20 protein-coding genes and 1 pseudogene are annotated in these 26,956 nt (G+C 59.1%); 5 read left to right on the forward strand and 16 right to left on the reverse strand.

The genetic code is table 11. The annotated features are described in order from the left end of the window. Both ACOOHD_RS11250 and ACOOHD_RS11255 read left to right on the forward strand, forming a co-directional pair. Positions 1–816, forward strand: coding sequence for a C1 family peptidase (locus tag ACOOHD_RS11250; RefSeq protein WP_420457975.1), 816 nt, complete (start codon positions 1–3; stop codon positions 814–816). Further along, the gene (locus ACOOHD_RS11255) at positions 816–3,083 is read left to right on the forward strand and encodes a TonB-dependent receptor plug domain-containing protein (protein WP_420457976.1); all 2,268 of its coding nucleotides are present in this window, start codon (positions 816–818) and stop codon (positions 3,081–3,083) included. Before ACOOHD_RS11250 ends, ACOOHD_RS11255 begins: the two co-directional genes overlap by 1 nt. 7 nt (positions 3,084–3,090) lie before the next feature. Here ACOOHD_RS11255 and ACOOHD_RS11260 read toward each other — a convergent pair whose 3' ends face one another. Further along, positions 3,091–3,234: a hypothetical protein gene (locus ACOOHD_RS11260; protein ID WP_420457977.1), complete on the reverse strand. Its 144-nt coding sequence runs from the start codon at positions 3,232–3,234 to the stop codon at positions 3,091–3,093. Between the two features lie 54 nt (positions 3,235–3,288). Further along, positions 3,289–4,299 (reverse strand): 3-dehydro-L-gulonate 2-dehydrogenase, encoded by a 1,011-nt coding sequence (gene yiaK / locus ACOOHD_RS11265; RefSeq protein ID WP_420457978.1) that lies wholly within the window; start codon positions 4,297–4,299, stop codon positions 3,289–3,291. A 171-nt stretch (positions 4,300–4,470) separates the two neighbouring features. Here yiaK and ACOOHD_RS11270 point away from each other — a divergent pair. Continuing rightward, positions 4,471–5,360: pseudogene (locus ACOOHD_RS11270) on the forward strand (IS982 family transposase). An 88-nt stretch (positions 5,361–5,448) separates the two neighbouring features. On the opposite strand, the gene ACOOHD_RS11275 reads toward ACOOHD_RS11270, so the two are convergent. From ACOOHD_RS11275 to ACOOHD_RS11335, 13 genes are all read right to left on the reverse strand, one after another. Next, positions 5,449–7,608: a DUF7619 domain-containing protein gene (locus tag ACOOHD_RS11275; RefSeq protein ID WP_420457979.1), complete on the reverse strand. Its 2,160-nt coding sequence runs from the start codon at positions 7,606–7,608 to the stop codon at positions 5,449–5,451. A 2,156-nt stretch (positions 7,609–9,764) separates the two neighbouring features. Continuing rightward, the gene (mfd, locus tag ACOOHD_RS11280) at positions 9,765–13,169 is read right to left on the reverse strand and encodes a transcription-repair coupling factor (RefSeq protein ID WP_420457980.1); all 3,405 of its coding nucleotides are present in this window, start codon (positions 13,167–13,169) and stop codon (positions 9,765–9,767) included. A gap of 219 nt (positions 13,170–13,388) precedes the next feature. Further along, positions 13,389–14,324, reverse strand: a complete 936-nt coding sequence (gene gldN, locus ACOOHD_RS11285) for a gliding motility protein GldN (protein ID WP_420457981.1) — start codon at positions 14,322–14,324, stop codon at positions 13,389–13,391. 124 nt (positions 14,325–14,448) lie between these two features. Further along, positions 14,449–16,104: a GldM family protein gene (locus ACOOHD_RS11290; RefSeq protein ID WP_420457982.1), complete on the reverse strand. Its 1,656-nt coding sequence runs from the start codon at positions 16,102–16,104 to the stop codon at positions 14,449–14,451. Positions 16,105–16,169: 65 nt separating this feature from the next. Next, positions 16,170–16,775, reverse strand: a complete 606-nt coding sequence (locus ACOOHD_RS11295; protein ID WP_420457983.1) for a GldL-related protein — start codon at positions 16,773–16,775, stop codon at positions 16,170–16,172. A 105-nt stretch (positions 16,776–16,880) separates the two neighbouring features. Continuing rightward, positions 16,881–17,381 (reverse strand): peptide-methionine (S)-S-oxide reductase, encoded by a 501-nt coding sequence (locus ACOOHD_RS11300; protein WP_420457984.1) that lies wholly within the window; start codon positions 17,379–17,381, stop codon positions 16,881–16,883. Positions 17,382–17,417: 36 nt separating this feature from the next. Then, the gene (locus tag ACOOHD_RS11305; RefSeq protein WP_420457985.1) at positions 17,418–18,149 is read right to left on the reverse strand and encodes a hypothetical protein; all 732 of its coding nucleotides are present in this window, start codon (positions 18,147–18,149) and stop codon (positions 17,418–17,420) included. 136 nt (positions 18,150–18,285) lie between these two features. Further along, positions 18,286–18,792 (reverse strand): pyridoxamine 5'-phosphate oxidase family protein, encoded by a 507-nt coding sequence (locus ACOOHD_RS11310; protein WP_420457986.1) that lies wholly within the window; start codon positions 18,790–18,792, stop codon positions 18,286–18,288. Between the two features lie 255 nt (positions 18,793–19,047). Further along, positions 19,048–20,271 (reverse strand): kynureninase, encoded by a 1,224-nt coding sequence (gene kynU / locus ACOOHD_RS11315; RefSeq protein WP_420457987.1) that lies wholly within the window; start codon positions 20,269–20,271, stop codon positions 19,048–19,050. Between the two features lie 3 nt (positions 20,272–20,274). Beyond that, complete coding sequence (locus ACOOHD_RS11320) at positions 20,275–21,513, reverse strand: NAD(P)/FAD-dependent oxidoreductase (protein WP_420457988.1); 1,239 nt, start codon at positions 21,511–21,513, stop codon at positions 20,275–20,277. Between the two features lie 13 nt (positions 21,514–21,526). Further along, the gene (locus ACOOHD_RS11325; RefSeq protein WP_420457989.1) at positions 21,527–22,321 is read right to left on the reverse strand and encodes a glycosyltransferase family 2 protein; all 795 of its coding nucleotides are present in this window, start codon (positions 22,319–22,321) and stop codon (positions 21,527–21,529) included. Then, the gene (gene cysQ, locus ACOOHD_RS11330) at positions 22,321–23,112 is read right to left on the reverse strand and encodes a 3'(2'),5'-bisphosphate nucleotidase CysQ (RefSeq protein WP_420457990.1); all 792 of its coding nucleotides are present in this window, start codon (positions 23,110–23,112) and stop codon (positions 22,321–22,323) included. The genes ACOOHD_RS11325 and cysQ overlap by 1 nt, the downstream gene beginning before the upstream one ends. Before the next feature lie 12 nt (positions 23,113–23,124). Continuing rightward, positions 23,125–23,961, reverse strand: a complete 837-nt coding sequence (locus tag ACOOHD_RS11335; protein WP_420457991.1) for an alpha/beta hydrolase — start codon at positions 23,959–23,961, stop codon at positions 23,125–23,127. A 105-nt stretch (positions 23,962–24,066) separates the two neighbouring features. On the opposite strand from ACOOHD_RS11335, the gene ACOOHD_RS11340 reads away from it, so the two are divergent. Next, the gene (locus tag ACOOHD_RS11340; RefSeq protein WP_420457992.1) at positions 24,067–24,768 is read left to right on the forward strand and encodes an alpha/beta hydrolase-fold protein; all 702 of its coding nucleotides are present in this window, start codon (positions 24,067–24,069) and stop codon (positions 24,766–24,768) included. 177 nt (positions 24,769–24,945) lie between these two features. Here ACOOHD_RS11340 and ACOOHD_RS11345 read toward each other — a convergent pair whose 3' ends face one another. Next, complete coding sequence (locus ACOOHD_RS11345; protein ID WP_420457993.1) at positions 24,946–25,740, reverse strand: SAM hydrolase/SAM-dependent halogenase family protein; 795 nt, start codon at positions 25,738–25,740, stop codon at positions 24,946–24,948. Positions 25,741–25,855: 115 nt separating this feature from the next. On the opposite strand from ACOOHD_RS11345, the gene ACOOHD_RS11350 reads away from it, so the two are divergent. Further along, on the forward strand, positions 25,856–26,917 hold the full coding sequence (locus ACOOHD_RS11350) for a hypothetical protein (protein ID WP_420457994.1): 1,062 nt from the start codon (positions 25,856–25,858) through the stop codon (positions 26,915–26,917). The last annotated feature ends 39 nt before the right edge of the window (positions 26,918–26,956 follow it).

Raw genomic sequence — 26,956 nt, forward strand, 5'->3', positions numbered from 1 at the left:
ATGACCACCCCCCACCGTCTAGCGTTCTCGCTACTGCTCCTACTACTTTGCACCTGCGTACGCGCCCAACAGCCCTACGGGGCCGCCAAAAGCGTGGAAAAATTGCAGGGACTGGATGACCTCGCCGCCATCGATCAGCTGATGTACTACATCCCCGGCATCGGGAGTGCGTCGCGGGAGGAGCTGTTACGGCAGAACATCAAGCCGTATATGATGCCGATCCGGCAAGTACCGCAGATGGGCATGGAGTGGGCCTACGCCCTGGCCGACTGCCTGGAGTACTACGTAAACCTGAACAACAACTTCAAGGATAACCTCAGCCCCGACTACATTGCCATGAGCCTGGCCAATGCCGGACAGCGCCCCAATCTGGTGGACGGACTCGGCCTGCTCATCAACTCCGGCACTGTATCGGCGGCCATCGTCCCCTACAATAGCTCGACCATCCCCAACTCGGTGTACTCTGTGGCGCGCTTCGGGATCAACAACTTCGGCTACCTCTTCCGGCCGGAGACCAAGGCGCGCAACCGGGTGTTCGAGACGCGCAAGGCGCTGAGTCGTGGCAATCCCGTACTGGTGGAACTGCAGACCGACGCCAGCTTCACCGATGTGCAGGGCGGCACCTACGAACCCACCGGCACCGGCGGCGACGAGACGCACTACCTCACCGTGATCGGCTACGACGGGGAGGCCGAAACCTTCGAGCTGCGCAGCAGTCTGGGCCGCAACTGGGGCAACGGAGGGTACGTGACGGTGAGCTACGACGATTTTGGGGAGCTGGCGCGCACGGGGTACGTGCTTATTCCCAAGGAGTAATGGGGTCAGGGGCTAAGGGGGTTAAGGGCGGAACGCTGCTGACGTTACTACTACTCGCACAGGGGGCGGGGGCGCAGGTGCAGGGTGAATTGCAGGACAGCAAGCTCGCCATCGACAGTAGCATCCTGCTGGAGTCGGCGGTAGTAGTGGGGCGGCGCGATGAGGCGGCGGGTACGCTACCCTACCGCGTGGAGGTGGTACAGGATGCGGAGCGGCGGCGGGTGCAGAGCCTGACGACGGCTGATGCGCTGTCGTCACTCAGCGGGGTCTACGTACAGAAATCACAACTTGGCGGGGGCAGTCCGGTGCTACGCGGCTTCGAGGCCAACCGGGTGCTGCTGGTGGTGGACGGGGTGCGGATGAACAATGCTATTTACCGCAACGGCCACCTACAAAATGCCATCACGGTAGACCCCAACGCGCTGGAGCGGATCGAGGTGATCTACGGGGCCGGGGCTCTGGCCTACGGTAGCGATGCCATCGGGGGGGTGGTGCACTTCCGCACGCGGCAACCGGACTACCGGCCGGAGGGAGGCACGATGGGTTACGTGCAGGGCAACTTCGGGAGTGCGGCACGGTCGGTAAATCTGGCCGGCGGGGTAGACTACGGGGGCGCACGCTGGGCGGCTACGACACAGTACGCCCTGACCCGCTTCGGAGACCTACGGGCGGGGGGGAACCGACCGCGCAAATACGGCGACTTCGGGCTACGGGCGGAGTACGTAAAGGGAGATGGGGTGGTCGAAAATCCAAATCCGCGGCGGCAGGTGGGCAGTGGCTACACCCAGTACAACCTGCTGCAGAAGGTGCGCTTTCGGCTACGGGAGGGGCTCGAACTGGGAGCTAATCTGCAATTCTCCACCACCGGCGACGTGCCCCGCTACGATGCCCTGATCGAACGGCGGGGCGGGCAGTTGCGGTGGGCGCGGTGGGATTACGGTCCGCAGACGCGGGTGCTGGCTAGTCTGCGGCTGGACGACCGGCGGCCTACGGGACTGTATGACGTGGCGACCTACCTGGTCTCCTATCAGTTCGTCGAGGAAGATCGGTTGCAGCGGCGACTGGGCAGTCCGGTACTGGAGGAGAGCCTGGTCGACGTAGGGAGCTGGAATGCGCAACTTGACTACGCCAAGAGCCTGGGCGACCGGACCGAACTACGCTACGGTTTTGATGGGCGGGCGGATCGGGTAGCTGCTGAGGCCAGTCCGGTCGCGGAGCCGACGCGCTATCCAAGTCAGGGCAGCGGACTGGCGGGCGGCGGGGCCTACGCAGACCTAAGCCGCGAACTAGGTACCTACTGGCAGCTACGCGGCGGCCTGCGCTACAGCTACCAGCGGCTGAGGGCCACCTTCGGAGCGGACGATCCGGTGGAGTGGCCGGCGGACTACGTGGCGGGCATTGTCAGTCCGTCATCAGCGGTGACCGGCGCGCTGGGGCTACGGTACCGCCGGGCTGGGCACGGGCTGCGGCTGCTGCTGGCCCAGGGCTTCCGTGCCCCGAATGTGGATGACTTTGCCAAATTTCGCGAGCAGAGCGGGCGTATCCAGGTGCCAAATCCGGAGCTGCAACCCGAGCGCTCTACTACTTTAGACCTGGCGTATTCGCGCACCGCGGGGGCCGTGCGTGCGGAGCTTACCGCTTACGGCACCCTACTCACCGATGCGATCATTCGCCGCGCCGGCACCCTGCCCGATGGCCGTAGCGCCTTTGTGAGCCGGGGGGATACCCTCTTTGTGGATACCAACGTCAACGCCGAGCGCGCCTGGGTCTACGGCCTCGATCTGGTAGCCGCCTGGACCCTAGCCCCCGCCTGGGAAGTCCGCGCCGAGGCCCACTGGCTGCGCGGCCGCCGTCGGCAGGCCACCCCGGACGGGCGGGAGCTTACCCTGCCGCAGGACCACATCCCTCCGGCTTACGGGCGCGCGGGGGTGCGCTATGCGACGGGCCGCTGGTCGGGCGAGCTGCGGCTGGAGGGGCAGCTACGCAAGCAACTGGAAGATTATGCGGTCAATGAAATCACGGGCACGGCGGCTACGGGCTACGTGCTGGACCGCGTCGGTAGCGCGGACAATCCGGAGCTGACGCCCCTGGAGCAGGGCAGTCCGGGCTGGTGGACGGTAAGTGTGTACGGGGAGTACGCGGTCAGTGAGCGGCTGGCGGTGCAGCTGAAGGGGGAGAATTTGGCGGACCGGTTTTACTGGCGGTTCGCCAGTGGGATCGGGGCACCGGGGATTGACGTGGGGGTGGGGGTTACCTGGCGGTGGTAGGGGGTGTTCAGCCGAACAACCATTTGGCAAGCCGCCCGGGCAGCGGCACCAGGTCGGCCAGTAGCTTACGTACCGACATGTGCCAGTCGGACAGCTCCGCCGTCAGGTCCATAAATTCCCGTCGTTCCGGGGTGCGGCCGCCGATGTACAATTCTTCCTTCGCGTAGGGGCGGCCCCGCCCGCTTTGGCGTGACGGGTAAGGAGACTACTCTAGCAAACGTATCACCTCGCTCCACACCTGCTCATCTACCTGCATGCCGTGCGTAAGGTTATGTTGCCGCTGCTCCAGTGATCGTTCTCCGGGATAGTACGTCCTTTGGCCCTCCCGCATAGCCGGCCCGCTGTGGGTGTAGTCGATGATCTCCTGTAGTAACTGATCCTGTAGTGCCCGGTCCGGGAACACCTCCGGCGAGATGCAGAGAAAGACCTGTGAAATATCGGTTTCGTGGTCGAGCTGGCCGATGCGGTAGGTAGAATTGCCGGCCGCGAGCAGGGTGACCAGCATGTCCAGGACCATGGAGAGCGCCGAGCCCTTCCAGTAGCCGATCGGGAGGCCGCGCTCGTGGGCTAATATCTTTTCCGGGTCGGTGGTGAGCTCATCGGCCGCGTCCCAGCCGCCGGGGAAGGGCAGCTGCTCCCCCCGCAAACGGTAGGCGTTGATCTTGCCGAAAGCGTACTGCGACATGGCCATGTCGAGTACCACGTGGCCCGCCGGACGCGGAATGGCGATTACCAACGGGTTATTGCCCGTCCGACTTTCCCTACCGCCCCAGGCCGGCATATTGGGCTGGGTGTTGGTAAACAGGATCGCGATACATCCCGCCCGCGCCGCACGCCAACCGTAGTAGCCGCCGCGCATCCAGTGGTTGGTGTGGCGGAGGGCGACCAGGCCCATGCCGTGGGTCTTTGCTAGTTGCACCGCCCGGTCGGTACAGCTTATGGCGTTGAGCACGCCCGGTCCGCTATTACCCCCCCACCGCTCGATGCTCCCGAAGGTGGATAGGCATTCAGCTTCCGCGGCGGGGTTGACGATGCCCTCCCGTACGTAGTCAATGAATTTCGGCACCCGGTCGATGCCGTGGGAGTTGACGCCGTAGAGGGTATTCTCGGTGTGGACCTCGGCTAGTGTTTGGGATTTCTTGTCGGTAAAGTCGTGTTGTCGGAAGAGCGCTGTGAGCACCTGCTGCATTTCCGTGGAGTGAATGGTTGTATGCATAGTGCGTTTTCGCTAAGCTACGTAGCGGTGCTGTCTGTAGTGTCCCCAATTATTAAACCAACGTGAGGCTGGGGGTATAACTGCTGTAGATCAGGCAGTTAGGTAAGATGAGGCGGGAAGTGGATACCTTAGAGGACATCTGAACTTCCACCAAACGAACTTCCGCGCCTCATGCTGACCAAAGATAAAGCAGCTAAACTAATCGAGATCTTCGTCACCGTAGACGATTTTTGCCACTCGCTGGATCAGTGGCTCGTTGAGCATCCCGATAGTGAGTTCATCAAGCCCCGCTTCGAGGGAATAATGGACCGCAGTGAAATTCTCGCGATTATCATTTTTTACCATTACTCGGGCTACAAATGCTTCCAGTACTACTACCAACAGCAGGTACACTCAGACCTACTCACCTATTTCCTGCGTCAGGTTTCCTACAAACGTTTTTTGCAGTTGATTTCAAAAGCGGTTCCTTATTTGTATGTTTTTGCCAAATGGCAAACGTTGCAGGCTCAGCCTACTACTATTTATTTCATCGATTCGAAGAAGCTGCCCGTTTGTGACAACCGACGCATCCATAACCACCAGGTTTTCAGGGCCTAGCCGAGCGGGGCCGCACTTCTACCGGCTGGTTTTACGGGATGAAGGTTCACCTAGTGATCAACAACCTGGGGCAAATTATGAACTTTCAATTTACACCGGGAAATGTATCTGATTCCAATGCGGAGGTCTTACAACATGTGCTGCTTAAACTGCAAGGCAACTGTTACGGCGACAAAGGATATCTATCGAAGATATTTGGCGAACTGTACCAACGGGGACTCAAATTAGTGACGAAGATGCGCAAGAATATGAAGAATAAACTGATGCCGGTGGAGGAGAAATACCAGCTTTTCAGACGCGGCGTAATCGAGTCGGTGTTTGATATCTTGACGACAGTATTTGATCTGGAACACACGCGGCACCGCAGCCCACAAAATGCGATGGCTCATATGCTAGGCGCACTGGCCGCTTACTCCTTTATGGACCACAAACCCACCGTTTTGGTGCCAAAACTGGTGCAGTAACCCCCAACCTCACGTTTACAACAACTCTAATGAGATTTTTGGCTCTTTCGTTGATCTTACTGAAATCGCAGCACGCTCTATGGCGTTGCTACTGCTTCACCACCCGCCGGGTCAGAGCGCCCCCCCGCTCATCCATCATGCGTAGCAGGTAGACACCTGGGGGGAGGCCAGCAAGGGATAATTCAGTACTCTGTTGGAGCCACCCCCGATCAACCAGTTGGCCCTGTAAACTCACGAGTTGGTACTGAAAGATCGCATCCCGCGATAGTGCAACGGAGAGTCTATCGCGTGTAGGATTTGGAGATAGGCGCAAAAGGTGGGCACTGAAAGCGGTCAGGGAAGTCACCCCATCTACCCCGTCGCAATTCTCATCGATGCCGTTGCTCACAATATCCGTCATACCGGGATTAATCGCCGCGTCGGTATCATCGCAGTCAGCGTAGAACAAATAGCCATCCTTATCCCCATCCAGCACTTCGACGATGGTGTTAGTCACCGTATTCGTAATTACCGGCGCATTGAAGTCGAAGTAGATACCGGCCGTGTTTTCGATGGCGGTGAAGTCCTCGACGTTTTCCTTCGGCAGGATTTCGAAGGTGAAGAAGCCATGACTGCCCGGTTCGTTGGTGAGGCTGTCGACTAGCAAGATGTTGGGGAAGAGTACCTCCAGCTTGCCATCGTCCGCGAGTGTGACGTGGTAGTCGTGGCTGGCGGTGAGAGGTTTAAAGGTTTCCAGGTCGAGCTGATCGGAGAGTTGGTCTTCGAGTCGCACCGTAAAGGCCGTATCGTTGCCCGTATTCTGGAAGCGGATCATGTAGGTGATCGCCTCGTTGAGTTGGGTGTAGTTGCTGCCGGTCTCCTCGGGCCGGGCGGGCCAGGAGCGTTTGTCATTGGGGTCGATGGCGCAGCGGAGGACGTCGGCGTACTGGAAAGTGTCGCGGACTTCGGTGCCTTCGCTATCGGTAGTCAGCGTGTGAGCGAGCATGGGGATTTCCTGCCCGGCGAAGTTCTCATCGGGCATGCGCAGTTGCAGTTTGACCTGGTAGTGCTGGCCGGGTTGGAGGTCGGTGTAGGCCCAGGTGTATATGCCATCCTGTTCTTCCGTCGGTGCGGTGGCCGCCTCCACGAACTCCGCCTCCGGGTGCAGTTCCAACGTTGCGGTGCCGGATTGCGGCTGACAGCCGTCATTGCTTACGGTGAGCCAGAAGGGGACGGTGAAGCCGCAGCGGGCGGTGGCGGATTCTAGGCGGGGGGTGAGGTGGGTATCTCCATAATTTGGACTGAGCAGGAAGTTGCGAACTATACTATCCTGCCCCTTTGTAGTCGTAAACGAAAAAGATGATGGAGACGTATGACAGTCCGGAGTAGCTACAGTTATCTCGTAGCTTTTGGAAGCTTCGAGGTAAAGAGTATAGTTTCCTAGGTTATCGGTGAAGCTAGCTATTCCGTTTCCGTTCGTCGCAGTCACTCGTTCATTAGCGACCGGTCGATCGTTGCTATCTAACTGGCCGTTGCCATTCACATCGCTGTATACCGTCCCCGAGACTCGATGGGTGTAGGGGGGGCGGAAACGGTGAATCTCCGTACCGTACCGCCGGCTATGGCTTTGGTAGATAAATTCCCCCTGGTAGGTAGCTATGAGCGGCTTCTCCTGGTACGGTAACCAATATTTGGAAATAGACTCCACCTCATACATTCGCTGCAACTCCCTACTATAAGAGTAGAATACCTGCCGCTCCCCCTGCACAGCGGTGAAGAAAACGGTACCACCAATGGATCTACTGTTACCGACCTTGTCTCCTCCTCTAACGGCATTTAGCCCGGTTGCAAGGGGGATTAGACGGTCTGTGCCGAGGTGAAAAACGTAGAATCCTAGCGTAGCTCCATCGGATATTTCCAGGAAAACCTCGTCGTCGAGCGTATATCCTCGTTCAATCTTACGCCCCCCCTCAAGGGTCAACAGTACCCTCGGTCGATCAATGGAGATCAACCTACTGGTGGTCAGGACCAGCTTACCCAGCTCAGTGCTAATTACTGCGACCAGTCCCTCATCTTCTTCTACGGGAAAGTCAAAGAACTGCTCCCGTCCGGGGGTATAGCCGATCAGTTCATTTTCCGACTCCCTTGTAGTTAAGAAATAGAGCGTTCCGTCATCTACTGTAGCCCCCCCTCCCCGATAAGGGCTATTGCGCAGGGCCCTTACTGGATGAACCTCTCGCTGCCTAACATCGTATTGGTGCCAGTACATAGACTGACCGTTACCGTCCGCAGCTGGAATGGTATAGAGCAAATTTGAATCAAGCCGTAGTAACGGTAGATCAATGTCAGTATGCTGAACTTCTACCGAATGCTCAATCAGTAACTCAAATTCATTGACCTCATTGGGGCCGCCAGCATATAGTCCTACCCTACCTCCATCACGGTCCTTTGTGCTTTCGTAACGTACGATGTAGGCCTGATCAGCTAGGGGGACAAAGGATGAGTACTGTACCTGCCCACTTCGACTTACATTGCGAAAGTTTACATGTCGATGTAGTTCCGGAAAGATGAGTGTGCTGTTAAAGGAGAAAGCTGCAGTACCACTCAGCCTACCAAGGTACGTATCGGCAGATCTAATGTAGTCTTCCTCAGTGATCCGTACTACACTGTCCTTTGCGTACCGGTAGAGTATATCGCGATAGGTGTATAGGTAAAGATCGTCGTCCCCACCCCCCAGAAAGGCACTGTACGTACTATTACGCGAGGTAGAGGGCAGCTTTCCCAGGTAGCCTGTACTCTGCCGGTCTGGCCCGAGCAGGTACAGGAAGTGGTTCGACTGCTCATCCTGCGCAACGGCGTAGTTCGCACCCGCGGTTGCAAATAAGCGGATGGACTGCCCGGCCACGTAGGGCGGCGGCAGATCAAATCTAGTCAATGCGCTTCCCTCGTCAGTAATCGAAACAATCTGTGCGGTGCCCGTCTCTCGGTTGTGGGAGACAGCATAGTGGTAGCCTGCACCTTGGTTCGACCGGCCCCACGAAGAGTTGATTCCGTACGGCAGTTCAGCAATGGCCCCGGTAGCTTTAGTGTACTGGTAGGCTGTAGATTCATCACCAAACAAAAAATCGGTCGCCGTTTCTACTATCCCCCGAATCCCCCGAGGCCCTTCCGCACCCCGTAAATACGTAGGAGGCGATAGCTCTCCCTTTTGTAGATTGTAGGTGTAAAATCTAGCATTCCCTCGGCGTGTGCTGGTTATCAACGCTACTGTACTGTCTTGTAGTCCAGTGGTGAAGGTCAACTCCTCTCCGCGTAATAAGCTGCTCTCCGGCGTAAGTAGCCTTGTACCCTCATCGGTACCATCAGTGACCAATATTCCTCCTTCGTAACCTTCTCCCCTAAATATGAGTGTATGCGGATCGATGTATACTTGCGTATGATACCAGAAATAAGGGTCGGCGTGGCAATACTGCCCTCCCTCACCGATCCGTAGGCGAGATACTTCTTTTGAACTGTCAACCCGCATTACTACTCCGCGTTCATCATCCAGGTCGTGCACAAATAGGATATTGTTCCCTACTTGGTGCAAGTAGTATATGTAGCTATTTTTTGAGATTGCTGGTTCAGGATGGTAAATCAATTTAGCAGTCCCGCTCTGCCCCATCTCGTAGTGGAACAGGCTGTCGCCCTGTAAAATGTAGATGTCTTTATCTACGATCATCGGATATTTTCTGGAGGTGGAAGTGTGCACGAGTCGCGTGCCAGGGCGGGTTCCATCCGTTACGAATATATTGTCGCCTACCCTTACTGCGATATGTTGTCCTGAGCGGCTATAGAAGGTAGACCTTATGTTTTCAGTGGTACTGACCTCGTCGATCAGCACCTTAGCAGTACCTCCATTATCTATGCGTTGCAGGCTGTTGCCGATATGAATGAGCAGGTCTCCGTCTTCCATGACCGTCGCGCCTCCTAGCTGTCTCTGCGTTTTGACGAGTAGTTTCTTATCCTCTCCTTCCCGTAGAAAGTAGAGCGAATACTCATCGGCCGATGCACTATAGGACATCCAGTAAAATCCGTCGGTGGCGCGAAACAGGTAAGGGTATGGCGTATCGGTGCAGTCTATCTCCTTGACATTCGCCTTGCTCGTACTGTAGTACAGGCAACCCAGTGGAGAGATCATGTAAAATCCTGCCGCCCCAGAGATATAATTCAACGAGTTTGAATGTTCATCGATGTTATGGTCATCAACCTCAATGTTGAAGGGTAAGTCCTGTGCCGATAAGGTATTAGAACACGTAACCAAAAGAAATAGAGAAAGAGTACGCAGCATCGGTAGGTATAGGTATATAAACTCTACGTACCTTCGAACTTATCTATTGCCCCTTCACATTTACTACGCACCGGCGCACCCGCCCCTGATCTCCCTCACGCCCGCTCCAATTCCCGCTCCCCCATCACCTCTTCCACCCTTTTTGCCAGCGATTTTAGCGCATCCTGTGCGGCGGTAAGATTATAGACTCTTTCCTTGACCAAGCTCAGCCTACGGGGCGTCTGCTTCAACTGTAGGCCCCGCAACTTGCCCTCGCGTGCGATGATGCCGCTCAACGCCTTGAAGATCTGTGAGTCGTAGTAGAGCGACTGGGCATCTTCGACGAAGTAGCAAATTAGCTTGTCGTTCTTGAGAATGACGCGGTCAAAGCCGAGCTCGCGACAGAGCCAGCGGAGCCGTAGGCCGTCAAACAGCTCCTCGACCTGTACCGGCAGGGGCCCGAAGCGGTCCTTAAGGGCCTCGGCGTAGGCCTGTAGGCGTGCTTCATCTTCAAGGTTGTCCAAATCCTGGTAGAGGCGGAGGCGCTCCTGGGTGGACTGCACGTAATCGGTGGGGATGTGCATCTCGGTGTCCGTCTCGATGGTCACATCGCGCACGAAGTCAGCGCCCTCGGTCATGGTGTCGGCGAAGACGTCGCGGAAGTCAGTCTGCTTGAGCTCGCGCACGGCCTCCTCCAGGATGCGCTGGTAGGTCTCGTAGCCGATGTCGGCGATGAAGCCCGACTGCTCGCCGCCCAGTAAATTGCCGGCACCGCGAATGTCGAGGTCCTTCATGGCGATGTTGAAGCCGCTGCCGAGGTCCGCAAACTCCTCCAGGGTACGCAGCCGCTTACGGGCCTCGGGGGTGAGGACGGAAAGCGCGGGCGCAATAAGGTAGCAGTAGGCCTTTTTATTGCTCCGCCCCACCCTACCCCGCAACTGGTGCAGGTCACTGAGGCCGAACTGGTGGGCGTTGTTGATGATGATGGTGTTGGCGTTGGCGATGTCCAGGCCGGTCTCGATAATATTGGTGCAGACCAGCACATCGTACTTGCGGTCGATGAACTCGATGAGGGTCTCCTCGAGCTCCTTGGGGTCCATCTGCCCGTGGGCCATGGCGAACTGGACGTCGGGGCAGAGCCGGCGCAGCATCGTCACCATATCGACCAGTGTCTTGACGCGGTTGTGGACGAAGAAGACCTGCCCGCCGCGGTACACCTCCTGCTCCACGGCCTCCTTGATGACCTCCTCGCTGAACTGCCTTACCTCGGTGTGGATGGGCTGCCGGTTGGGCGGCGGGGTGCGTATCACGCTCAGGTCGCGGGCGTTCATGAGGCTAAACTGCATGGTACGCGGTATGGGTGTAGCGGTCAAAGTGAGGGTGTCGACGTTGACGGTAAGGGCGCGTAACTTCTCCTTGGCCTTGACGCCGAACTTCTGTTCTTCGTCAATAATCAGTAGGCCTAAGTCCTTGAACTCCAGTTTTTTGGACAAAATAGCGTGGGTGCCGATGAGGATATCTAGCTTGCCCTCCTTCACTTTTCTGAATATCTCGCTCTTCTGCTTGGTGCTGCGGAAACGGTTGACGTAATCGACCGTCACCCCGAATTCCTCCAGCCGCTCCTTAAAGGTCCGGTAGTGTTGGAGAGCCAGGATGGTAGTGGGCACCAGCACGGCCACCTGCTTATTGTCGGCGGCGGCCTTGAAGGCGGCGCGCAGGGCTACTTCGGTCTTGCCGAAGCCGACGTCGCCGCAGATCAGCCGGTCCATCGGGTGGGGCTTCATCATATCGCCCTTCACGTCGTTAGTAGCCTTGAGCTGGTCGGGGGTATCCTCGTAGATGAAGCTGGCTTCGAGCTCGTTCTGTAGGTAGCCGTCGGGGGGGAAGGCATGGCCCGGACTGGCCTGCCGCTTGGCGTAGAGCTTGATGAGCTCGCCGGCCATGTCCTTCATCTTCTTCTTGGTCCGCGACTTGAGGTTCTTCCAGTGGTCGCCGCCGATCTTATCGAGGCGGGGCAGCTGGCCCTCCTTGCCGCTGTACTTCGATAGCTTGTGCAGGGAGTTAATGCCGACGTAGAGTATGTCGTTGTTCTTGTATACCAGCCGGACCGACTCCTGCACCTTGCCGTTGATCTCCAGCTTTTCCAGCCCCGAGAAGCGGCCCACCCCGTGGTCGATGTGCACCACGAGGTCCCCGGCGGTGAGATCACGCAATAGCCGCAGGTTCAGCGCCTGGTCGCGCGTAAAACCCCGCCGCAGCTTGTAGCGGTGAAAACGCTCGAAGATCTGGTGGTCGGTATAGCAAGCCGCCTCCAACTCCGAGTCGATGAAGCCGGCGTGGATCGATACGGGTATGGGCTCGAAGCGCACCTCGGCATTCAGGTCGTTGAAGATCGCGTAAAAGCGCTCGATCTGCTTGGCGTTATCGGTGAAGATGTAGTTGGTCAGTCCGGAACTGGTATTCTCCAGCAGGTTGCGGATCAGCAGCTCGAAGTTCTTATTAAAACTCGGCTGCGGCTTGGCTCGGCAGTCGATGGTGTGGCCGATCGGCACCGGCTGCTTGTAGTCGCTGAAGAAAACGATGGGCTTTTCCGCTACGTCCTCCAGCACCTCCCCCGGACGGATAAAGGCGCGGTCGCTAAAGAACTGGTTGATTTCCTCGTCATCTACCAGCGTCAGGTTCTTCCCGAACTCCTCCGCCTTACGGAAGGCCTCCCCAAGCCGGTCGAGCAGGAGCTGAAAGTCCTTGAGCCAGATCACCGTATCGTCCGGCAGCACGTTAAAGATGCTCGTCTTCTGATCGCGGTCGAATTTGGTGTTGATGTTCGGCACGATGCTCACGTAGCTCACCGTCTCGACACTGAGCTGGTTCATCGGATCGAAGGTGCGGATGCTCTCCACCTCGTCGTCGAAGAGTTCGATCCGGTAGGGATACTCGTTGCCGTAGCTAAATATATCCACGATTCCGCCCCGGATACTGAACTGCCCCGGCTCGTACACGAATTCCTCCCGTTTAAAGCCGTACTCCACCAGCACCTCGATGATGGTATCGACGTCGATGTCCTCCCCCTTCTGGATCTCGATCCGCGATTTCGTCAGCACCGCCGGAGCCACCACCTGCTCGAAGAGCGCCTCGGGGTAGGTCACTACGATCTCTCCCTTTGACTGCGAGTGCGTCAGGTAGTTGATCGTCTCGGTGCGCAGCAGCACGTTCGTTGGGTCTAGCACCTCGAAGTACAGCGGCCGCCGGAAGCTATCGGGCAGCAAGCGTATCTGCTTTTTCGGCAGCAGCGCCGCGATGGTATTCTGAATGTAGGCAGCCTCCTCTTTATCGGTAGCCACCACGAGGTAGTGTCCGCCCACCTTCCGGTAGCAACCGGCCACGAGAAAGCTCTCCAGGGCACCGGCCAATCCTTTGAGTTGGATACGCGGCGCATCACCGTCGGCCTTGGTCAGGGAAGTCAGTTGGGCAACGCGGTCGCTCGCGGCGTACCGCTCCAGGAGTTGCTCGGCAGGGTTCAAATGTGGAAGGGTTTGTGGAGTAACCGGGGTTGGAGGGGTTGGGTTTTTTAGTTGTTGCGTTTGTGAGTTGTTGAGTGGCTGTTGGGACAGGCGTCACATGCGGGATAGGCGGGCGGGGACGCAGGTGCAGCCCAAAACGCAGAAGGCGTGGCGGCTATCACACCTACCACGCCTCCAACAACTGCCCTTAACTCCTTTACACCCTAACCCCCTAACCCCCTAATAACTCCACAGATCCTGCTCGTAGTTAAAGATCTCCTGCTTGATCCGCTCGCTCTCCCGCAGCTGCTCGCGGCCACTACGCTCGGGGCGGTCGATGCGCTGATCGAGTACGTTGCTAGCCTTGGTAATGTAGCTGTTAAAGTAGCGGTATTCGAAGACATCCTCCCAGCTGCGATTGGCCGCGTCATTACCGTAGGCGAAGGCGCTTTCGTTGGCCAACAGCTGACGGGCCTCGGGGTAGTACACCCAGAACATGGGTCGCTCGACGGTGCGGGCGCTGGTCTCAGTGGACTCCTGAATCATAGGCGCGATACCCAGGATACGTACCTTCATCGTGCTGCTCTCCTTATCGAAGAACCACATCTCCTGGATGCGGTAGCGCATTACGCTGGTGGGGTCGAAGATGCGCTTCTCCAATACGATCTCCTCTTCGTAAGTCTTGGGGTTAAGAACGCGAACAGAGTCTACGCCGCCGGCGAGGCTACTCAAAGTTTTCTCATCCATTAACATGGAGAAATTATCGCCACCGATCGGGTTGAATACCCGAATATCACCGTTTTGCGCCGCTTCCAGTAGGATAGTGATCAGCGGCCGCTGCGGATTGATGAACGGCAGGTTAATCTTCTCATTCACGTCGATGAGGCGCCAGATGCGCCGCTTCCACATGATGTCGGCCTCGCGCAGGTTTTCGTAGGCCAGTACGCGCCGCTCGCGCATGGAGTTATTCTCGACGATGTCGTTGAGCGGGGCGACAAAGTCGCCGTCCTGCATCAGCGGGTTATCATCTGCCACGCCGGGCAGGGTGAAGGTGCTAGGCGTCTCTTCCTCCGTCGTTGGTGTTTGCGCCCCGATAGCTATCGGGGCAACGGTGGCGACGGCGAGAAGGAGCAGGGCAGCTAATGCTTGTGTAAACTTCATAAGTAGATGGATCATCTGGCAAACAAGGTAGGAACGCCGGGCGGAAGGTGGCTGGTATCCCAGGGCAAGAAAACGGGCCTTCGGAAACGTTAACTTCCGAAGGCCCGTGGATGTTGGTCGGCCAACCGGCACACGGGGCTTAGCGGATCGTGAAGGACATGGTACCGAGGTTCCGCGCGGCGGCATCGCCGGGGCACTTGGCTTTAATGTTTTTGAAGGTGTAGTTGTCGCCGGGCTTAGCGCGACCGATAAGGGCGGCAGCCTCACCGCTAAAGGCTCCCCCACCGTTAGTTGCTAACAGGGCGTCCTCCCGGGCGGGAATGTACAGGATCTGGAAACCAGCAATATCACAGCGGGCATCGAAGTCGAAGTTTTTCAGTTCGGCGAAAACACCTCGCTGAGCGCGGAAGGTCGAGTTTGGTATATCACCGCCCTGCTGTCCGCCCATGGTGGGAGTAGGGTCGGGGATGGGCTTGACGCGGAAGGGGAAAGCACCGAGTAGCTGGCCGCCGGCCGTTACCGTCACGTCGGTGGTATTATTACCCGTGGGGCGTACGCCCTTTACCACGTAGTTCGTACCCGAACCGCTACCGCTGATGGCGTCTCCGAAACTGACGCGCACGTCGTTGGAGGATACACCGGCGGCGGAGACCGTAATGGGGTTATCGACCCCCATGTAGAACACGTTCATCTTGTCGGCGGAAACGGCTACCGAACGGCTGCCGACCTCGTAGGTGAAGGTATTGGTACCAGTCTTGGTCTCACCCGTGAGGGGGTTGGTGACCGCTACCTCGAGGTTGATGGTTTTGGGTCCAGAGCCACTGGCTACGAGACTGAAATCAGCTTTACCGTCGGGTCCGATAGTAAGCCGTTGTCCGTTAGCCTTCAGGGTCACGTTACTGGGGTCGAGGGCACTGGAGAAGGCACCTACCGATACCTTGGCGTTAAGCTTTTCGCCGCCAATAACGTAGCTGCGATCGGCCTCGAAAACGGGGAAGAAGTTATCTACCTCTACGACCTTACCACCGGCCAGTTCATTGAGGCTGTTGATGAGGTTGGCCTCCGATACCTTGAGGTCCGACTGCATCTGCGACATCAGGGGCAGGACTGCGGCCAGGGGCATGTGACCGAATTTAAAGTCTTCCCAGCTGGTCTTATCGCTCTCGTTCTGCCATTCTTCGTCGTTGATGTTGAAGGGCATATTGAGGGCGACGCTTTGGATCAGGGTATTGACTTCTTCTTCCGTGCGGTCGAAATCTTCACCGTACTCGTTGAGCAGTTCGGAGTAAAGATCAATGAGGCGCTGCCGTGTTTCGAGCGTACGCTGTTTGAGCTCGGCACCGAGGCCGGGCTCACCGCCCTCACCGTCTTCGCCGAGGACGAGCAGCCGGGTCGTGACATCTTTGTTTTTGAGGCCTCGCAGCACCTGGGTGCCGTACTTCTCGGTGTAGTCACCGGGGCCTACCTCACCGTCCTGGTCGCCGGCCTCGTCGATGAGCTGGTTACGCAGGCCATCTACGTAGGTAATGTAGTTATCTACCTCGGTCTGGATAGCATCGGCGGCGGGGAGCAGAGGCTTGAATTTGGCCTTGCTGTCATCCTTGAGCAGCTCTTGGAGTCCGCGTACGGTGGTCTCTAGCTGAGCGTCTACCGTTTGGCGGCTATTTTGATTACCCCGGTCGAGGGTAGTGAAGGCGTTCATCACCTCCGCAGAAACGTTGAGGGCCAGCAGTGCCATCAATACCAGGTACATGATATTGATCATTAGCTGCCGGGGTTCCTTAGGAATTGACATAATTTACTTTTTGCATCCGCCCTGTGGAAAGTGAGGGCTGGGGGAAGTTTAGAGTGGTATTATACTTAGGCCGTAGGTGCGCGCATGGCACTGATCATGTTCCCGTACACAGTGTTCAGGGTGCTCAGGTTGCCATTGAGCTGCTGCATGTTCTTCTTGTACACCTTGGTCTCGTCGGTAGTGGCGGCCAAGTCGGCCATCGCCTCGTTGAGCTTGGCGTAGAAGTTGCCCATCTGCTTGATCTGGGCGGAGGTGCCGCTGAAGTCGGCTTCCTGTAGCGCTTTGAGACTACTCATGCTCTTAGACATGGTCTGGAGTTCCAGCAGCATACCGCCGAGTTGCTCCTCGACGACCTCGCCGTTGAGTGCCGCGGTAGGAGAGGCCACGGGGCCGCCGGTGGTCAGGGGCTGTACATCACCGTCGTACTGGCTCAGGCCGGGGTACAACTTGTCCCAATAGTAGTCGGGATCAGGACCTACCAGTGCGATGAGCAGGAAGAGGAAGGCCTCCACGCCCAGCCCGATCGTCAGTAGATCAAAGGTGACCCCACCGATGGTGGGCATCTCCCAGGACTGGATCTTGTACAGAGCACCCAGCATGACGATGGATGCGCCGACGCCGATGATAAAGTTTTTAGCGTACTTGACGCCAGGAGATTTCATAAAGGACATAGAGGGAAACGGTTTAACAGGGGAATGTGAGGGATTGACACCCACTTTTCGCGGTGCCTGTGGTCGGATGGTTACAACGGGGTTTTAACCGCCCGGCCACGGGCCTTATTGCTTATTGACAAAAAAAAGCTCAGGCCGGTCGTGCCGTAACCGATTGAGTTTCGGCGTGATGTAGCGCCGACAGAACGGCCGCTCCGGATCACTGCGGTAGTAGTCCTGATGCTCCGGCAACGATGCACTAAATTTTCGGAAGGGAAGCACCAACGTTTGCAGGGGCTCGGAGTACTCCCGGGCAAGCTCACGGAGTATACTTCGGTAGCGGTCAGCATTCTGATCCGCGAAAGTATATACGGCCGATCGGTACTTGCCCCGTAGGGCATGCACTGAGGTGGCAGCGTGGGTCTGTAAATGCACGGCGATGAGCTCGTCCTCCGAGATTACCTCCGCATCAAAATGTACGATTACCGCCTCGGAAGGTGCCGCATGGGGCGGAGCCGAAGCAATCCAGCCCTGCTCCACCCGCACTACCCCGGCCAGTGACACGAACACCCCCTCGGTACACCAGTGGCAGCCGCCACCCAATCCGATCCGCTGTGGTATAGGCACCCCCGTAAAACATCCTTAGCATTCGGTTCGGTCGACTCAGGCCACCTTTTGCTGGCTGTTCCAGATCAGCCGTTTGCCCTCCTGTCGGATGGCGGACTTCGAGCGCCCGAAGATGCCGGCCAGTTTCTCACTATCGTTGGTGTAGCACATGGCCTCGATCAGCAGCGCCTTTTCCTCCCGCGTCCAGGGCTCGAAGGCGCGGGGTACGTGGGCACGGGCCCGGGCCATGTACTCAGGCAAGTTTTCGGTTACCTTCCGCAGGCCGAGTTGCTCTACTTCGCGGTAGAGCTCGGTGGCCTTGCTGTCGGAAAGTTTATCGAAGTCGCCGGCGTCGAAAAAATCTACCGTGCGCCAGGCCTCGTCGCGGCTCGCACCCAGTTGCCGGGGGCCCTGGATCAGTTCCTCGTAGCGGCCTAGCAGATCGCGAATGGCCCGCCGGGTAAGCAGCCCCCGGTACTTTTTGTAGCTCGCCACCGCCCGTAACCGGGGATCGGCAATACTACGACTACCGATAAACACCTTAGCCACCTGATTCATGGTTGGGGTGTAGCCCAGCTCGCGCAGACTTTCGCAGCAGGCCTTGATCTCAGCTTCGGAAATGGTGGCCGCTGCTGTTTCCCGCTCTTCGAGCTTGCGGATGAGGTAGTCGATGCCGGCGCTTACATCAGCTTCCCGCAGGCAGCTAGCGGGTACGTTGATTTCGCCGGTGAGTGGATTGGTGCCGCCGTGTAGCGTACGCAGTAAGGAAATAAGCTCGGAGATAGTCACAATCGAGGGATTGAAGGGATGAAGAATGTGGTTGATGGCCACAAACCTCCCGCGACCGTCCGGTGACAGTCGTCAAGTATCCATCTACTTGCGAGTACAATCGTTTAAAGCCGTATACGTACGGCTAGCATAGGGTTTAGGGCTTGATCTTACCCTGCACGCCATCGTCCATCGTCTTACCGACCACTACCGAGGCCGCCATCTTGGCGAAGGAGACCAATTTGCCGTGCTGGGTATCCCAGTAATAGCCCGAGGTGGGTCGGAAGTGGATTAGGCTCAGGTTGGGGTCGGTGGGTCCTTCCTGAAACCAGACCTTGACCATCGGGTCCCAGAGTTCTTCGGCTTTCTGTAGGTCGTACAGCACGTGGGCCTCGCCGTACAGACTCAGGTATTCCTGATTCTCATCGCTCGACCAAATCAGCTGGGCCTCGGGCTCACGCTTTAGATCGGCATTGCGGTCGCTGTCCTTCGCGCTAAAGAACCAGATGGAGCCATCGGCCTCGACCCGTTGGGTAGCCATTGGTGTAGAGCTGAAGGGTCGGGCGCTTAGGTTAGTGCAGAACATCGTGGTGCGTACATCGTCACAGATTTTCTTGATCTCGTCGATGGCCTGCTGGCTGAAGAGGTTTTCGGTTTTGCCCATGGGAGTTTTAGTTGGGAGAACGTGGGGTGGGTGGGGTGTTCGCGTCGCTCACACCCAGAACTGCGTTCTGGGTCGGGGCGGGGGAACCGCGCTGCGGTTGGTCCTACTTGGCTACTGGCTTACGCGGAGGTCGCCGGAGAGGTAGACGCCGATGAGGGCGAGTACCGCGAGAATGAAAATGGTCATGTGTAAGAGGTGCTGTTCGGGGGTACAACTGTAAAAATTGTGGATTGGTTCCGCAGTAGCAGAATTCGCTCACAGCACCTCCGCCAGGAGTTCCCCTACGCGCATCACCTCCTCCAGCGTATTATAGAGCGGTGCCGGGGCCAACCGCAGCACCCCTCCTCCACTGCCGTCTAGATTATCCTGGCGGTAGTCGCACACCAGCCCCCGCTCACTTAGCTGCCGTTCCAGCTCCGGACGTTGGCCGGGCACGTAAACCGATAACTGCGCCCCCCGCTGCGCCGGATCGGCACCCGTCAGCAGGCGTACCCCCGGTACGTATTGTAGTTGCTCGTAGAGTGCCGCGGTCAGCTCAATGCTGCGGTCCCGTAGCGCCTGCATGCCACCCGCCCGGGCAAAAAGCGGCAGGCCCGCCAGTAGCGGCGCAAGTCCCAGCACCGGCACGGTCGACACCTGCCAACCCGCCGCCCCGTACTCCGGGCGAAACTCCGGTCGCATCGCAAAGCGGTCGCTCTCCCGGTGCCCCCACCAACCGGCAAAGCGGGGCAGGCTTTCATCCTCGGCGTGGCGCTCGTGCACGAATAAGCCCCCCGGCGCGCCCGGGCCCCCGTTCAAGTATTTGTAGTTGCACCACACGGCAAAGTCGCAGCCCCAGCGGTGCAGCTCTAGCGGCACATTACCTATCGCATGGGCCAGATCGAAGCCCACCCGTGCCCCCACTGCCCGGCCCGCCGCGGCGATTCTACCCAGGTCAAAGAACTGTCCGCTGTAGTACTGCACCCCCGTCCAGAGCACCAGCGCCAGGGTGTCGCCGGCCGCTTCGATAGCCGCCACAATATCCTCGGTAGCAATCATGGCCTCCCCCTCCCGGGGCCGCACCTCGATCAGGCACTCCGCCGGGTCGAGCCCGTGAAAACGGAGCTGGGCGTGCACGGCGTGCTGGTCGCTGGGAAAAGCGCCGCTTTCCATCAAAATTTTGCACCTGCGCCCCGCCGGCCGAAAAAAAGAGACCATGAGGAGGTGCAGGTTGACGGTCAGCGCGTTGGTCGCCACCACCTCCGCTACCTGCGCCCCCACGATGTCGGCCAGCGCCTCCTGCAGCCGCCGGTGGTAGCCGAGCCAGCCGCCCTCCGGTCCCTCCCACCAGCCCTCAACGCCGCGTTGCTGCCAGCTGGTTAGATCCCGCTGTAGCTGTTCTGCCGCTGCCCGGGGCTGTAATCCGAGGCTGTTGCCACAGAAGTAGATCAAGGGGTTACCGTTCTCATCGAGGGGCAGATGGAAATGGTCGCGCAGCATAGCCTAAGTACGTAGGGCCCCCTCCGCCGCCAGCCGTCCGGAGCGCATGGCCGCATCGAGGGAGCCGTTGAGCTGCTGGTCGCCGGCCAGAAAGACGCGGTCGATGAGCCGGCTCTGCGTGGCCTGGTAGGTATAGGATACGGCGTCGAGCCGCGGCAGGGCGTGGGGGATGTCGTAGCGCTTGAGGAAGCTCAGGGCGTCGTTGGGCAGCCGGCTGTGACGCAGCAGATCCTGCTCGGCCTGGGCCTCGCTGTCGGTGCCGGGGCTCTCCTTGAGGCTCACGCTGATGAGCGAGCCGCCCTGTCCGCGCAGTTTGTAGGTGGGGGCCACCTCGTCGAGCACGCAGAAAGTATTGATGGTGCTGGTAGGGTCGGCCACTAGATTGATCAGTCGGTTTTCCTTCAGCCGACGGGTACTGTAAAAGTACAGGTTAGTGGTCGCTTTCCAGGGCTGGGCACTACTTGCCAACTGGGGGAAGAGTGGATGGGGGTCACAGGCTACGATGACGGCGCGGGCGGTCAGACTACTCCCATCATCCAGCAGCACACGGTCTTCCTCCAGGGCGCGAACGCGGGTGCTCAGCCTCAGGTGGGTGCGCGTCAACTGCCCCGCCAACTGCCGCGGCACGGCCTCGATCCCCTCGGCGGGCAACACGGCGCTCCCCTGGGCGAACATCTTGAGGACGTAGCGGAACATGGCCGCCGGGGTGAGGAGTTTTTGCTCCAGGTAGATCCCGCCGAAAAAGGGCCGGAAGAAGCGCTCCACGATCTGCTCGCTGAAGCCGTACTCCCAGAGGTAATCGATCGTCGTCCGCTCGCCGTAGCCCTTAAAGCACTCCTCCGGACGGAGCCGCATCACCTTCAGACCGAGTTGCGCCAGCCGGATCTTATCCTGAAGCGTACCCACCGGCGAAAGCGCCGAGCGAAACAGCTGGGCCGGCTCCCGCAGCGGATCGGCAAAGCGAAAGTGCTGCTGCCGCGTGTGCACGTGGGCACCGGGGCGGAACTTCTCTACCCCCAACGCGGCTAGGTCCAAGTAGCGTTTCACCTCCGGGTATTCCGTGAGCAGCACCTGAAAACCACGGTCGAGCCGAAAGCCCTCCACCTCGTCGGTACGCAGCCGCCCCCCCACGGCGTCGCCGGCCTCCAGTAGCACGGGCGCGTGGCCGGCGGCCTCGAGGGTCTGGGCGGCGATCAGGCCGGCCACTCCTCCACCAACGATGACAAATTTCGGTTGCTCCAACTCCGGGGTGGGCTTAGGGCTGCAAAGATGATGATTTCCGCCGATCGGCTAGCAAGTAGGCGTAACGCAGAAACACCCCGTAGGAGAGTACCATACTGATCACCAGGCCCTCGCGGCCGTCGCGGAAGCCCCCCTGGATCAGGTAGTGCTTGCAGAAGCGGTACACGGGCTTGACCAGCAAATGATACACCCCCACCCGGGGGGTACGGGCGGCGTGGTCCCGGGCACTCCAGCGGGCGTAGCGGCGGGTCTTGTCCAGAAAGTGGTCCAGGTCCTTAAAGGTGTAGTGCAGCAGCCGGCCCTGGAGTTTACCTACCCGCAGCCCCGCCAGCTCAATCTCCTCGTGCACCTGCTTACTGTCGTAGCGCGCCCGGTCGCGGTGAAAGAAGCGCACCACCTTGTCGCCCGCCCAGCCGCTGTGGTAGATGCGGCGGCCCATAAAGTGGTTGTCGCGGCCGATCCAGTAGGCATCCAGCAGCTCGGGGGCAGCCAGCAATGTGTCGATCTCGGCGCGCAGGGCGGGGGTGACGATCTCGTCGGCGTCAAGTAGTAGGATATACTCATGCCGGGCCCGGACAATGGCCCAGTTCTTCTGGTCGGAGGGTCCCCGGTATTCCCGCTGCACCATATTGACGCCGGCTGTTTCGGCCAGCAGCTCGGCCGTTCCGTCGGTGCTGTAGCTATCGACTACCGTCAGATCGTCGCTCCAGTCGGCCACGCTGGCCAGTGACCGCCCGATGATGTCCCGCTCGTTGTAGCTGGTGTAGATGATGGAAAGTGGGCGGCGACGGCGAGCAGCGGCGGGCATCAGCAGCTTAGCTGTCCCTCACTCACCGCGCCGTAGGCAATGAAGTTGGGGTTGCGCAGTACCTCCTTATTGTACACTAATTCCTTTCCGGTGCCCTCATCGACCAATTTCCCCCCGGCCTCAGAGAGAACGGCGTGGGCAGCAGCCGTGTCCCACTCCATCGTGGGGGCCAGGCGGGGATAGACATGGGCCGCTCCCCGGGCCAATTCGATAATCTTCAGCGAGCTACCGCGACTCACGATCTCCGGCGCATCGAGGGTATCCATAAACTGCTGGGTAGACTCATTGAGGTGGCTGCGGCTGGCGATTACCTTCAAGTTGGCATCCCGTAACGTAAAGGAGGCCGCGTGGATGGGTCCCACCCCTTCCTGCTCCGCCCCCCGGTTCTGGGCGGCGTAGAAGAGCTCGTCCGTCACCGGCACATACACCGCGCCCAGCACCGGCCGGCCGTTCTCGATCAGCGCCACGTTGACCGTGAACTCTCCGTTGCGCTTGATGAACTCCTTGGTGCCGTCCAGTGGGTCTACCAGCCAGAAGCGGGTGTACTGCTGCCGCTCGGCGTAGGGGATGTCCTTACCTTCCTCGCTCACGATGGGCGCCTGGAGCACTAGGTTCCTCAGTCCCGCTACGATGACCTCGTTGGCTGCCTTGTCGGCCCGGGTCAGGGGGCTATCGTCGGTCTTTTGCTCTACGCCGAAGTCTTCGCTCCCGTAAACTTCGAGGATGGCGGTGCCGGCGCGGCGGGCAATCTGGCCTACTTCGCGGGCGAGCTTGAGGTAGTCTATTTCCATGGGGCGAAGGTACTACCCCACCGCCCAGATCAGAAAATCGCCTACGACCGTCCCCCACGTCTCCGGCTCGTGCTTACCCCCCTCCACCTCCACGTAGACCATATCCTTGCCCGGCTTCATGCCCTTTTGCTGCAGCAGGGCCATGAGCTGTAGGGTATCGTCGATGGAGTCGATGACGCCGTTGTTGTTGCGGTCGCTATCCTCATCGTCCGTGCCGGCCATGAACCAGAAGCGGTTGGGGATACCGCGGCGGGCCCGGCTTACGTAGTCGTGCACGATACGGTTGGCATCCGGCCGCCTGGGGTCGAAGGGCTTACTGCGGTACCAGAGCGAGGCACTGAACACCCCCGCGGTGCGAAACTGTTTGGGCCGCCGCCAGGCCGTATCGAAGGCACTCAGGCCTCCCAGGCTGAAACCGGCGATGGCCCGTCGCTCCGCCCCGCGGTAGATGTTGTTGCGCTGCTCCAGCCAGGGCACCAGCTCGTCGGCGATGAATTTCTGGTAGGCCTCGGCCAGCTCCCCGTGCCCCTGGTCGCTACGGCGGCCGGCGGTACCGTACTCGCGCAGGCGGTCATTAGCGTATACCCCTACCACCAGGGTCGGCGGCAGTTTCTTTTTCTTATACAGCTTGGTGAGCGTCTTGGTCAGGTCCATCCGCTCCAGGTCCTGTCCGTCGTTGAACACTACCAGCGAAAGCAGCCGCCAGGGGGGTACGGCCGGCCGGTACACCTCAATGCGCACCTGCCGCTGGAGGTAGCGGCTGGTGAGGGTATAGGTGCGCTGTAGCAGCCGCTTGCGGCGCGAAAGCAGGCTGCCGGCGACCTGTTTGAGGTAAACGAGGGGTTTCACTCCGCGAAGGTAGGCGTATTGGGCGGGTTCACTACCTTGGCCCCCCCAGGCGCCCGACGGTTTAAGGCGTCGGACCCCTTAAAGCGTCGGACGCCTATACAACATATGCAGGAAACCTACACCGAGTTTTATAGCCACCACCTCGGCCATAGCATAAAAGTGCTCACCTTCGGTACCCGCGGCTACCCCGTCGTAGTCTTCCCCACTACCCTAGGCAGCTACTTCGAGGCCAAGGACCGCGGCATGATCGAGGCCGTGCGCTGGTTCGTCGACCGCGGCTTCATCCAGGTCTACTGTCCCGATAGCATCAACGATGCCAGCTGGTACGCCAACATCCACCCCCGCCACCGGCTGGAGCGGCACATCCAGTACGATAAGTTCCTCTACGAGGAGTTCGTGCCCCAGATCCGCTACGGGACCCCCACCGGTCGCATTGTCTGCGCCGGCATCAGCTTCGGCGGCTTCAGCGCCACCAACTTCGCCTTCCGCCACCCGGAGGCCGTCAGCCACCTCTTCTGCATGAGTGGGGCCTTCGACATCAAGCCCTTCCTCCACGGCTACTACGACGACAACGCCTACTTCAACAACCCCGCCGACTTCATCACCGGCGCCAACGACCCCTGGCTCTGGGACATGAAGATCGTGCTCGGCACCAGCAACTGGGACATCTGCCTCGACAACAACCTAAAGTTCAGCGAAAAGCTCCGCCGCCGTAACATCCCCCACTGGCTTGACGTGCGTGGCGACGTGGAGCACGACTGGCCGCTTTGGTTGGAGATGTTTCCGCATTATGTTAGCCTTATTTAGTTGTTGCGTTGTTGCGTTTTTGGTTGTTGGGTTGCCATCGTTGGAGGTGTGATAGGTGTTGCAGGCATGATAGGCTTTATGGGGGCGGGGCCGCAGGTGCAATCAATGTACAGCAGCAACACCACGACGAGCGAAGCGAGCATCCACGTCAACGCAACAACTCAATAACGCAACAACTCACCCCGAGCGAAGCGAGAAAAACTCCACCTGCACCATATCCTCCACCTGGATGCCCAGCAGCGGCGCGGCGCGGCCCAGGTTCACGGCAATCTCCAGGAAGCCGTCGGCGTCAAAGCGGCAGAGGGGCTCGCCCTCCGGCACGTCATGGTAGTTGAAGCTGAGTCCGTCGAGGGGGGGCATACGCTTGATCTGGAGTTGGAAGCCGCGGCCGTCGCCCACCTGCTCGAACAGGGTGCGGCTGATGTTAGTGGTCACGTTGTCGAAGCGGTCGATGAAGACCACGGTGCCACGAATGTAGTTGGGACCGATGACGGGCTGGAAGGCCAGGCGCTCGGTGTAGCGGGTGGCCGGCAGACCGATCTCGTGGAAGGGCTTGCGGCGTGTGAGGTGACCCACCGCCCGGGCGTAGATGGCGTAGAGGGGGGCATCGACAGCATAGCCATCGAGCACGAAGGTCTGCTCGGGCACCAGGCCGAAGAGGAGGGAGAAGATGCCGTTATCCGGCCCAATAAAGAAGTGGCCCTCGTAGCAGGTGGCCAGGAAGCGGCCCCGCGGCTGGTAGTAGTCGTTGACGCTGAGTAGGTGAATGGTACCCCGGGGAAAGTGCTGCCATACCTTGTTGACTACAAAGGCGGCGCGCACGATGTCGTAGGTGGGGATGTCGTGGCTGATGTCGATGAGCTGCAGCCCGGGCTGGGCGCTGAGGAGCTGGGCCTTGAGGCGGGGCAGGTGGAAGTCCTCGCGGCCGAAGTCGGTAGTCAGGGTAAGCAGCGGGGGGGCGGGGGTAGCCACGGCGGGGGATTCGTTTGACGGGACAAAGTAAGGCGGACGAACATTGTTTCACCGCGCGAAGGTTATACTTACCGCGATTTGTATTATGCAACCCGCCCCAACTTGCCCCGTCGACATGCCTAATTTTCTTCGCCCATTAAGTAGTATCGTGTGCCTCTTCCTTTGCTTTGCCACTGCCCCGATAGCTATCGGGGCGCAGGTGGAGATCGAACAGGGGAACCTGGAGGTGCTGACGGATGACCTGCCCGTGTATTCCCGCCCGGGGGTGCGGTACCGAAGCCAGAGCCGGGGGGTGAGTATTCGTTACGAGACGCAACCTAATTTTGACTGGACGGGGGCCGAGGGCGTTGCCGGGGGAAAGCAGACGGTCACCCACCTGGAGCAGTTTACCTTCAAATTCAAGGTGCCGCTGCTCAATAAAATACGGACCAAGGCGCTGCTGGGCTACGAGTGGGATACGGAGAAATACTACTTCGACGACCCCTACGTGGGCTACGAGGACCGCGAGACGCTCTTTCAGCTGCTCGACGAGCGGCGGCTGAAGGCTAATAAACTCTCGGCCTACCTGACGCATAGCTGGGACGATCGCTTTTACTCCTCGGCCCGCCTGCGGGTGTCCTTCAACGGGGACTACCAGGGGCTGATCGACTTCGATAACATCTACCGCACCTACAGCGCCGCGGTGGTGTACGGCAAGAAGGTCGACGAGGATACGGAGTGGGCCGTCGGGGTGACCTATAGCAACAACAAGGCCCGGCAGATTGCCCTACCCTTCTTCGTGTACAACCAAACCTTCAACGAACACTGGGGCATCCAGACCGCGCTGCCCGGGCAGGCCTACCTGCGCCGTAACGTGGGTCGCAAGTTGGTAAACACGTTCCTCCTAGGAGCCACCTTCGACAGCAAGTACTACGCCATCAACACCGGTAGCCGACCGGGCTTCGAGACGCTGGGGCAGTTCTTCCTGCGCAACAATGGTATCCGCAGCATGCTGCAGTACGAGCACAACCTGACCAAGTGGGTCTGGGCCTTCGGGCAGGCGGGCTACTTCATCCCGGTCACTACGCGCTTCAATCCCGAGGACGACATCGACCGCGACATCGAGACCACGGTGCAGGGGCGGCCGTTCTTTCGGGTGGGGGTGTTTTTGGCTCCGCCGAAGGAGTTGATTAAATGAAAAAAGGCCCCGGCAGCGGGTGCTGTCGGGGCCTTTGGA

Source organism: Neolewinella sp. (assembly GCF_965214665.1).
Classification (GTDB): domain Bacteria; phylum Bacteroidota; class Bacteroidia; order Chitinophagales; family Saprospiraceae; genus Neolewinella.

Coding starts and splice junctions, on each gene's coding strand:
- ACOOHD_RS11310 (WP_420457986.1), bottom strand. CDS start 18,792: ATGGGCAAAACCGAAAACCTCTTCAGCCAGCAGGCCATCGACGAGATC.
- ACOOHD_RS11340 (WP_420457992.1), top strand. CDS start 24,067: ATGCAGGAAACCTACACCGAGTTTTATAGCCACCACCTCGGCCATAGC.
- ACOOHD_RS11325 (WP_420457989.1), bottom strand. CDS start 22,321: ATGCCCGCCGCTGCTCGCCGTCGCCGCCCACTTTCCATCATCTACACC.
- yiaK (WP_420457978.1), bottom strand. CDS start 4,299: ATGCATACAACCATTCACTCCACGGAAATGCAGCAGGTGCTCACAGCG.
- ACOOHD_RS11290 (WP_420457982.1), bottom strand. CDS start 16,104: ATGTCAATTCCTAAGGAACCCCGGCAGCTAATGATCAATATCATGTAC.
- ACOOHD_RS11295 (WP_420457983.1), bottom strand. CDS start 16,775: ATGTCCTTTATGAAATCTCCTGGCGTCAAGTACGCTAAAAACTTTATC.
- ACOOHD_RS11255 (WP_420457976.1), top strand. CDS start 816: ATGGGGTCAGGGGCTAAGGGGGTTAAGGGCGGAACGCTGCTGACGTTA.
- kynU (WP_420457987.1), bottom strand. CDS start 20,271: ATGCTGCGCGACCATTTCCATCTGCCCCTCGATGAGAACGGTAACCCC.
- ACOOHD_RS11350 (WP_420457994.1), top strand. CDS start 25,856: ATGCCTAATTTTCTTCGCCCATTAAGTAGTATCGTGTGCCTCTTCCTT.
- gldN (WP_420457981.1), bottom strand. CDS start 14,324: ATGATCCATCTACTTATGAAGTTTACACAAGCATTAGCTGCCCTGCTC.
- ACOOHD_RS11250 (WP_420457975.1), top strand. CDS start 1: ATGACCACCCCCCACCGTCTAGCGTTCTCGCTACTGCTCCTACTACTT.
- cysQ (WP_420457990.1), bottom strand. CDS start 23,112: ATGGAAATAGACTACCTCAAGCTCGCCCGCGAAGTAGGCCAGATTGCC.
- ACOOHD_RS11275 (WP_420457979.1), bottom strand. CDS start 7,608: ATGTACTGGCACCAATACGATGTTAGGCAGCGAGAGGTTCATCCAGTA.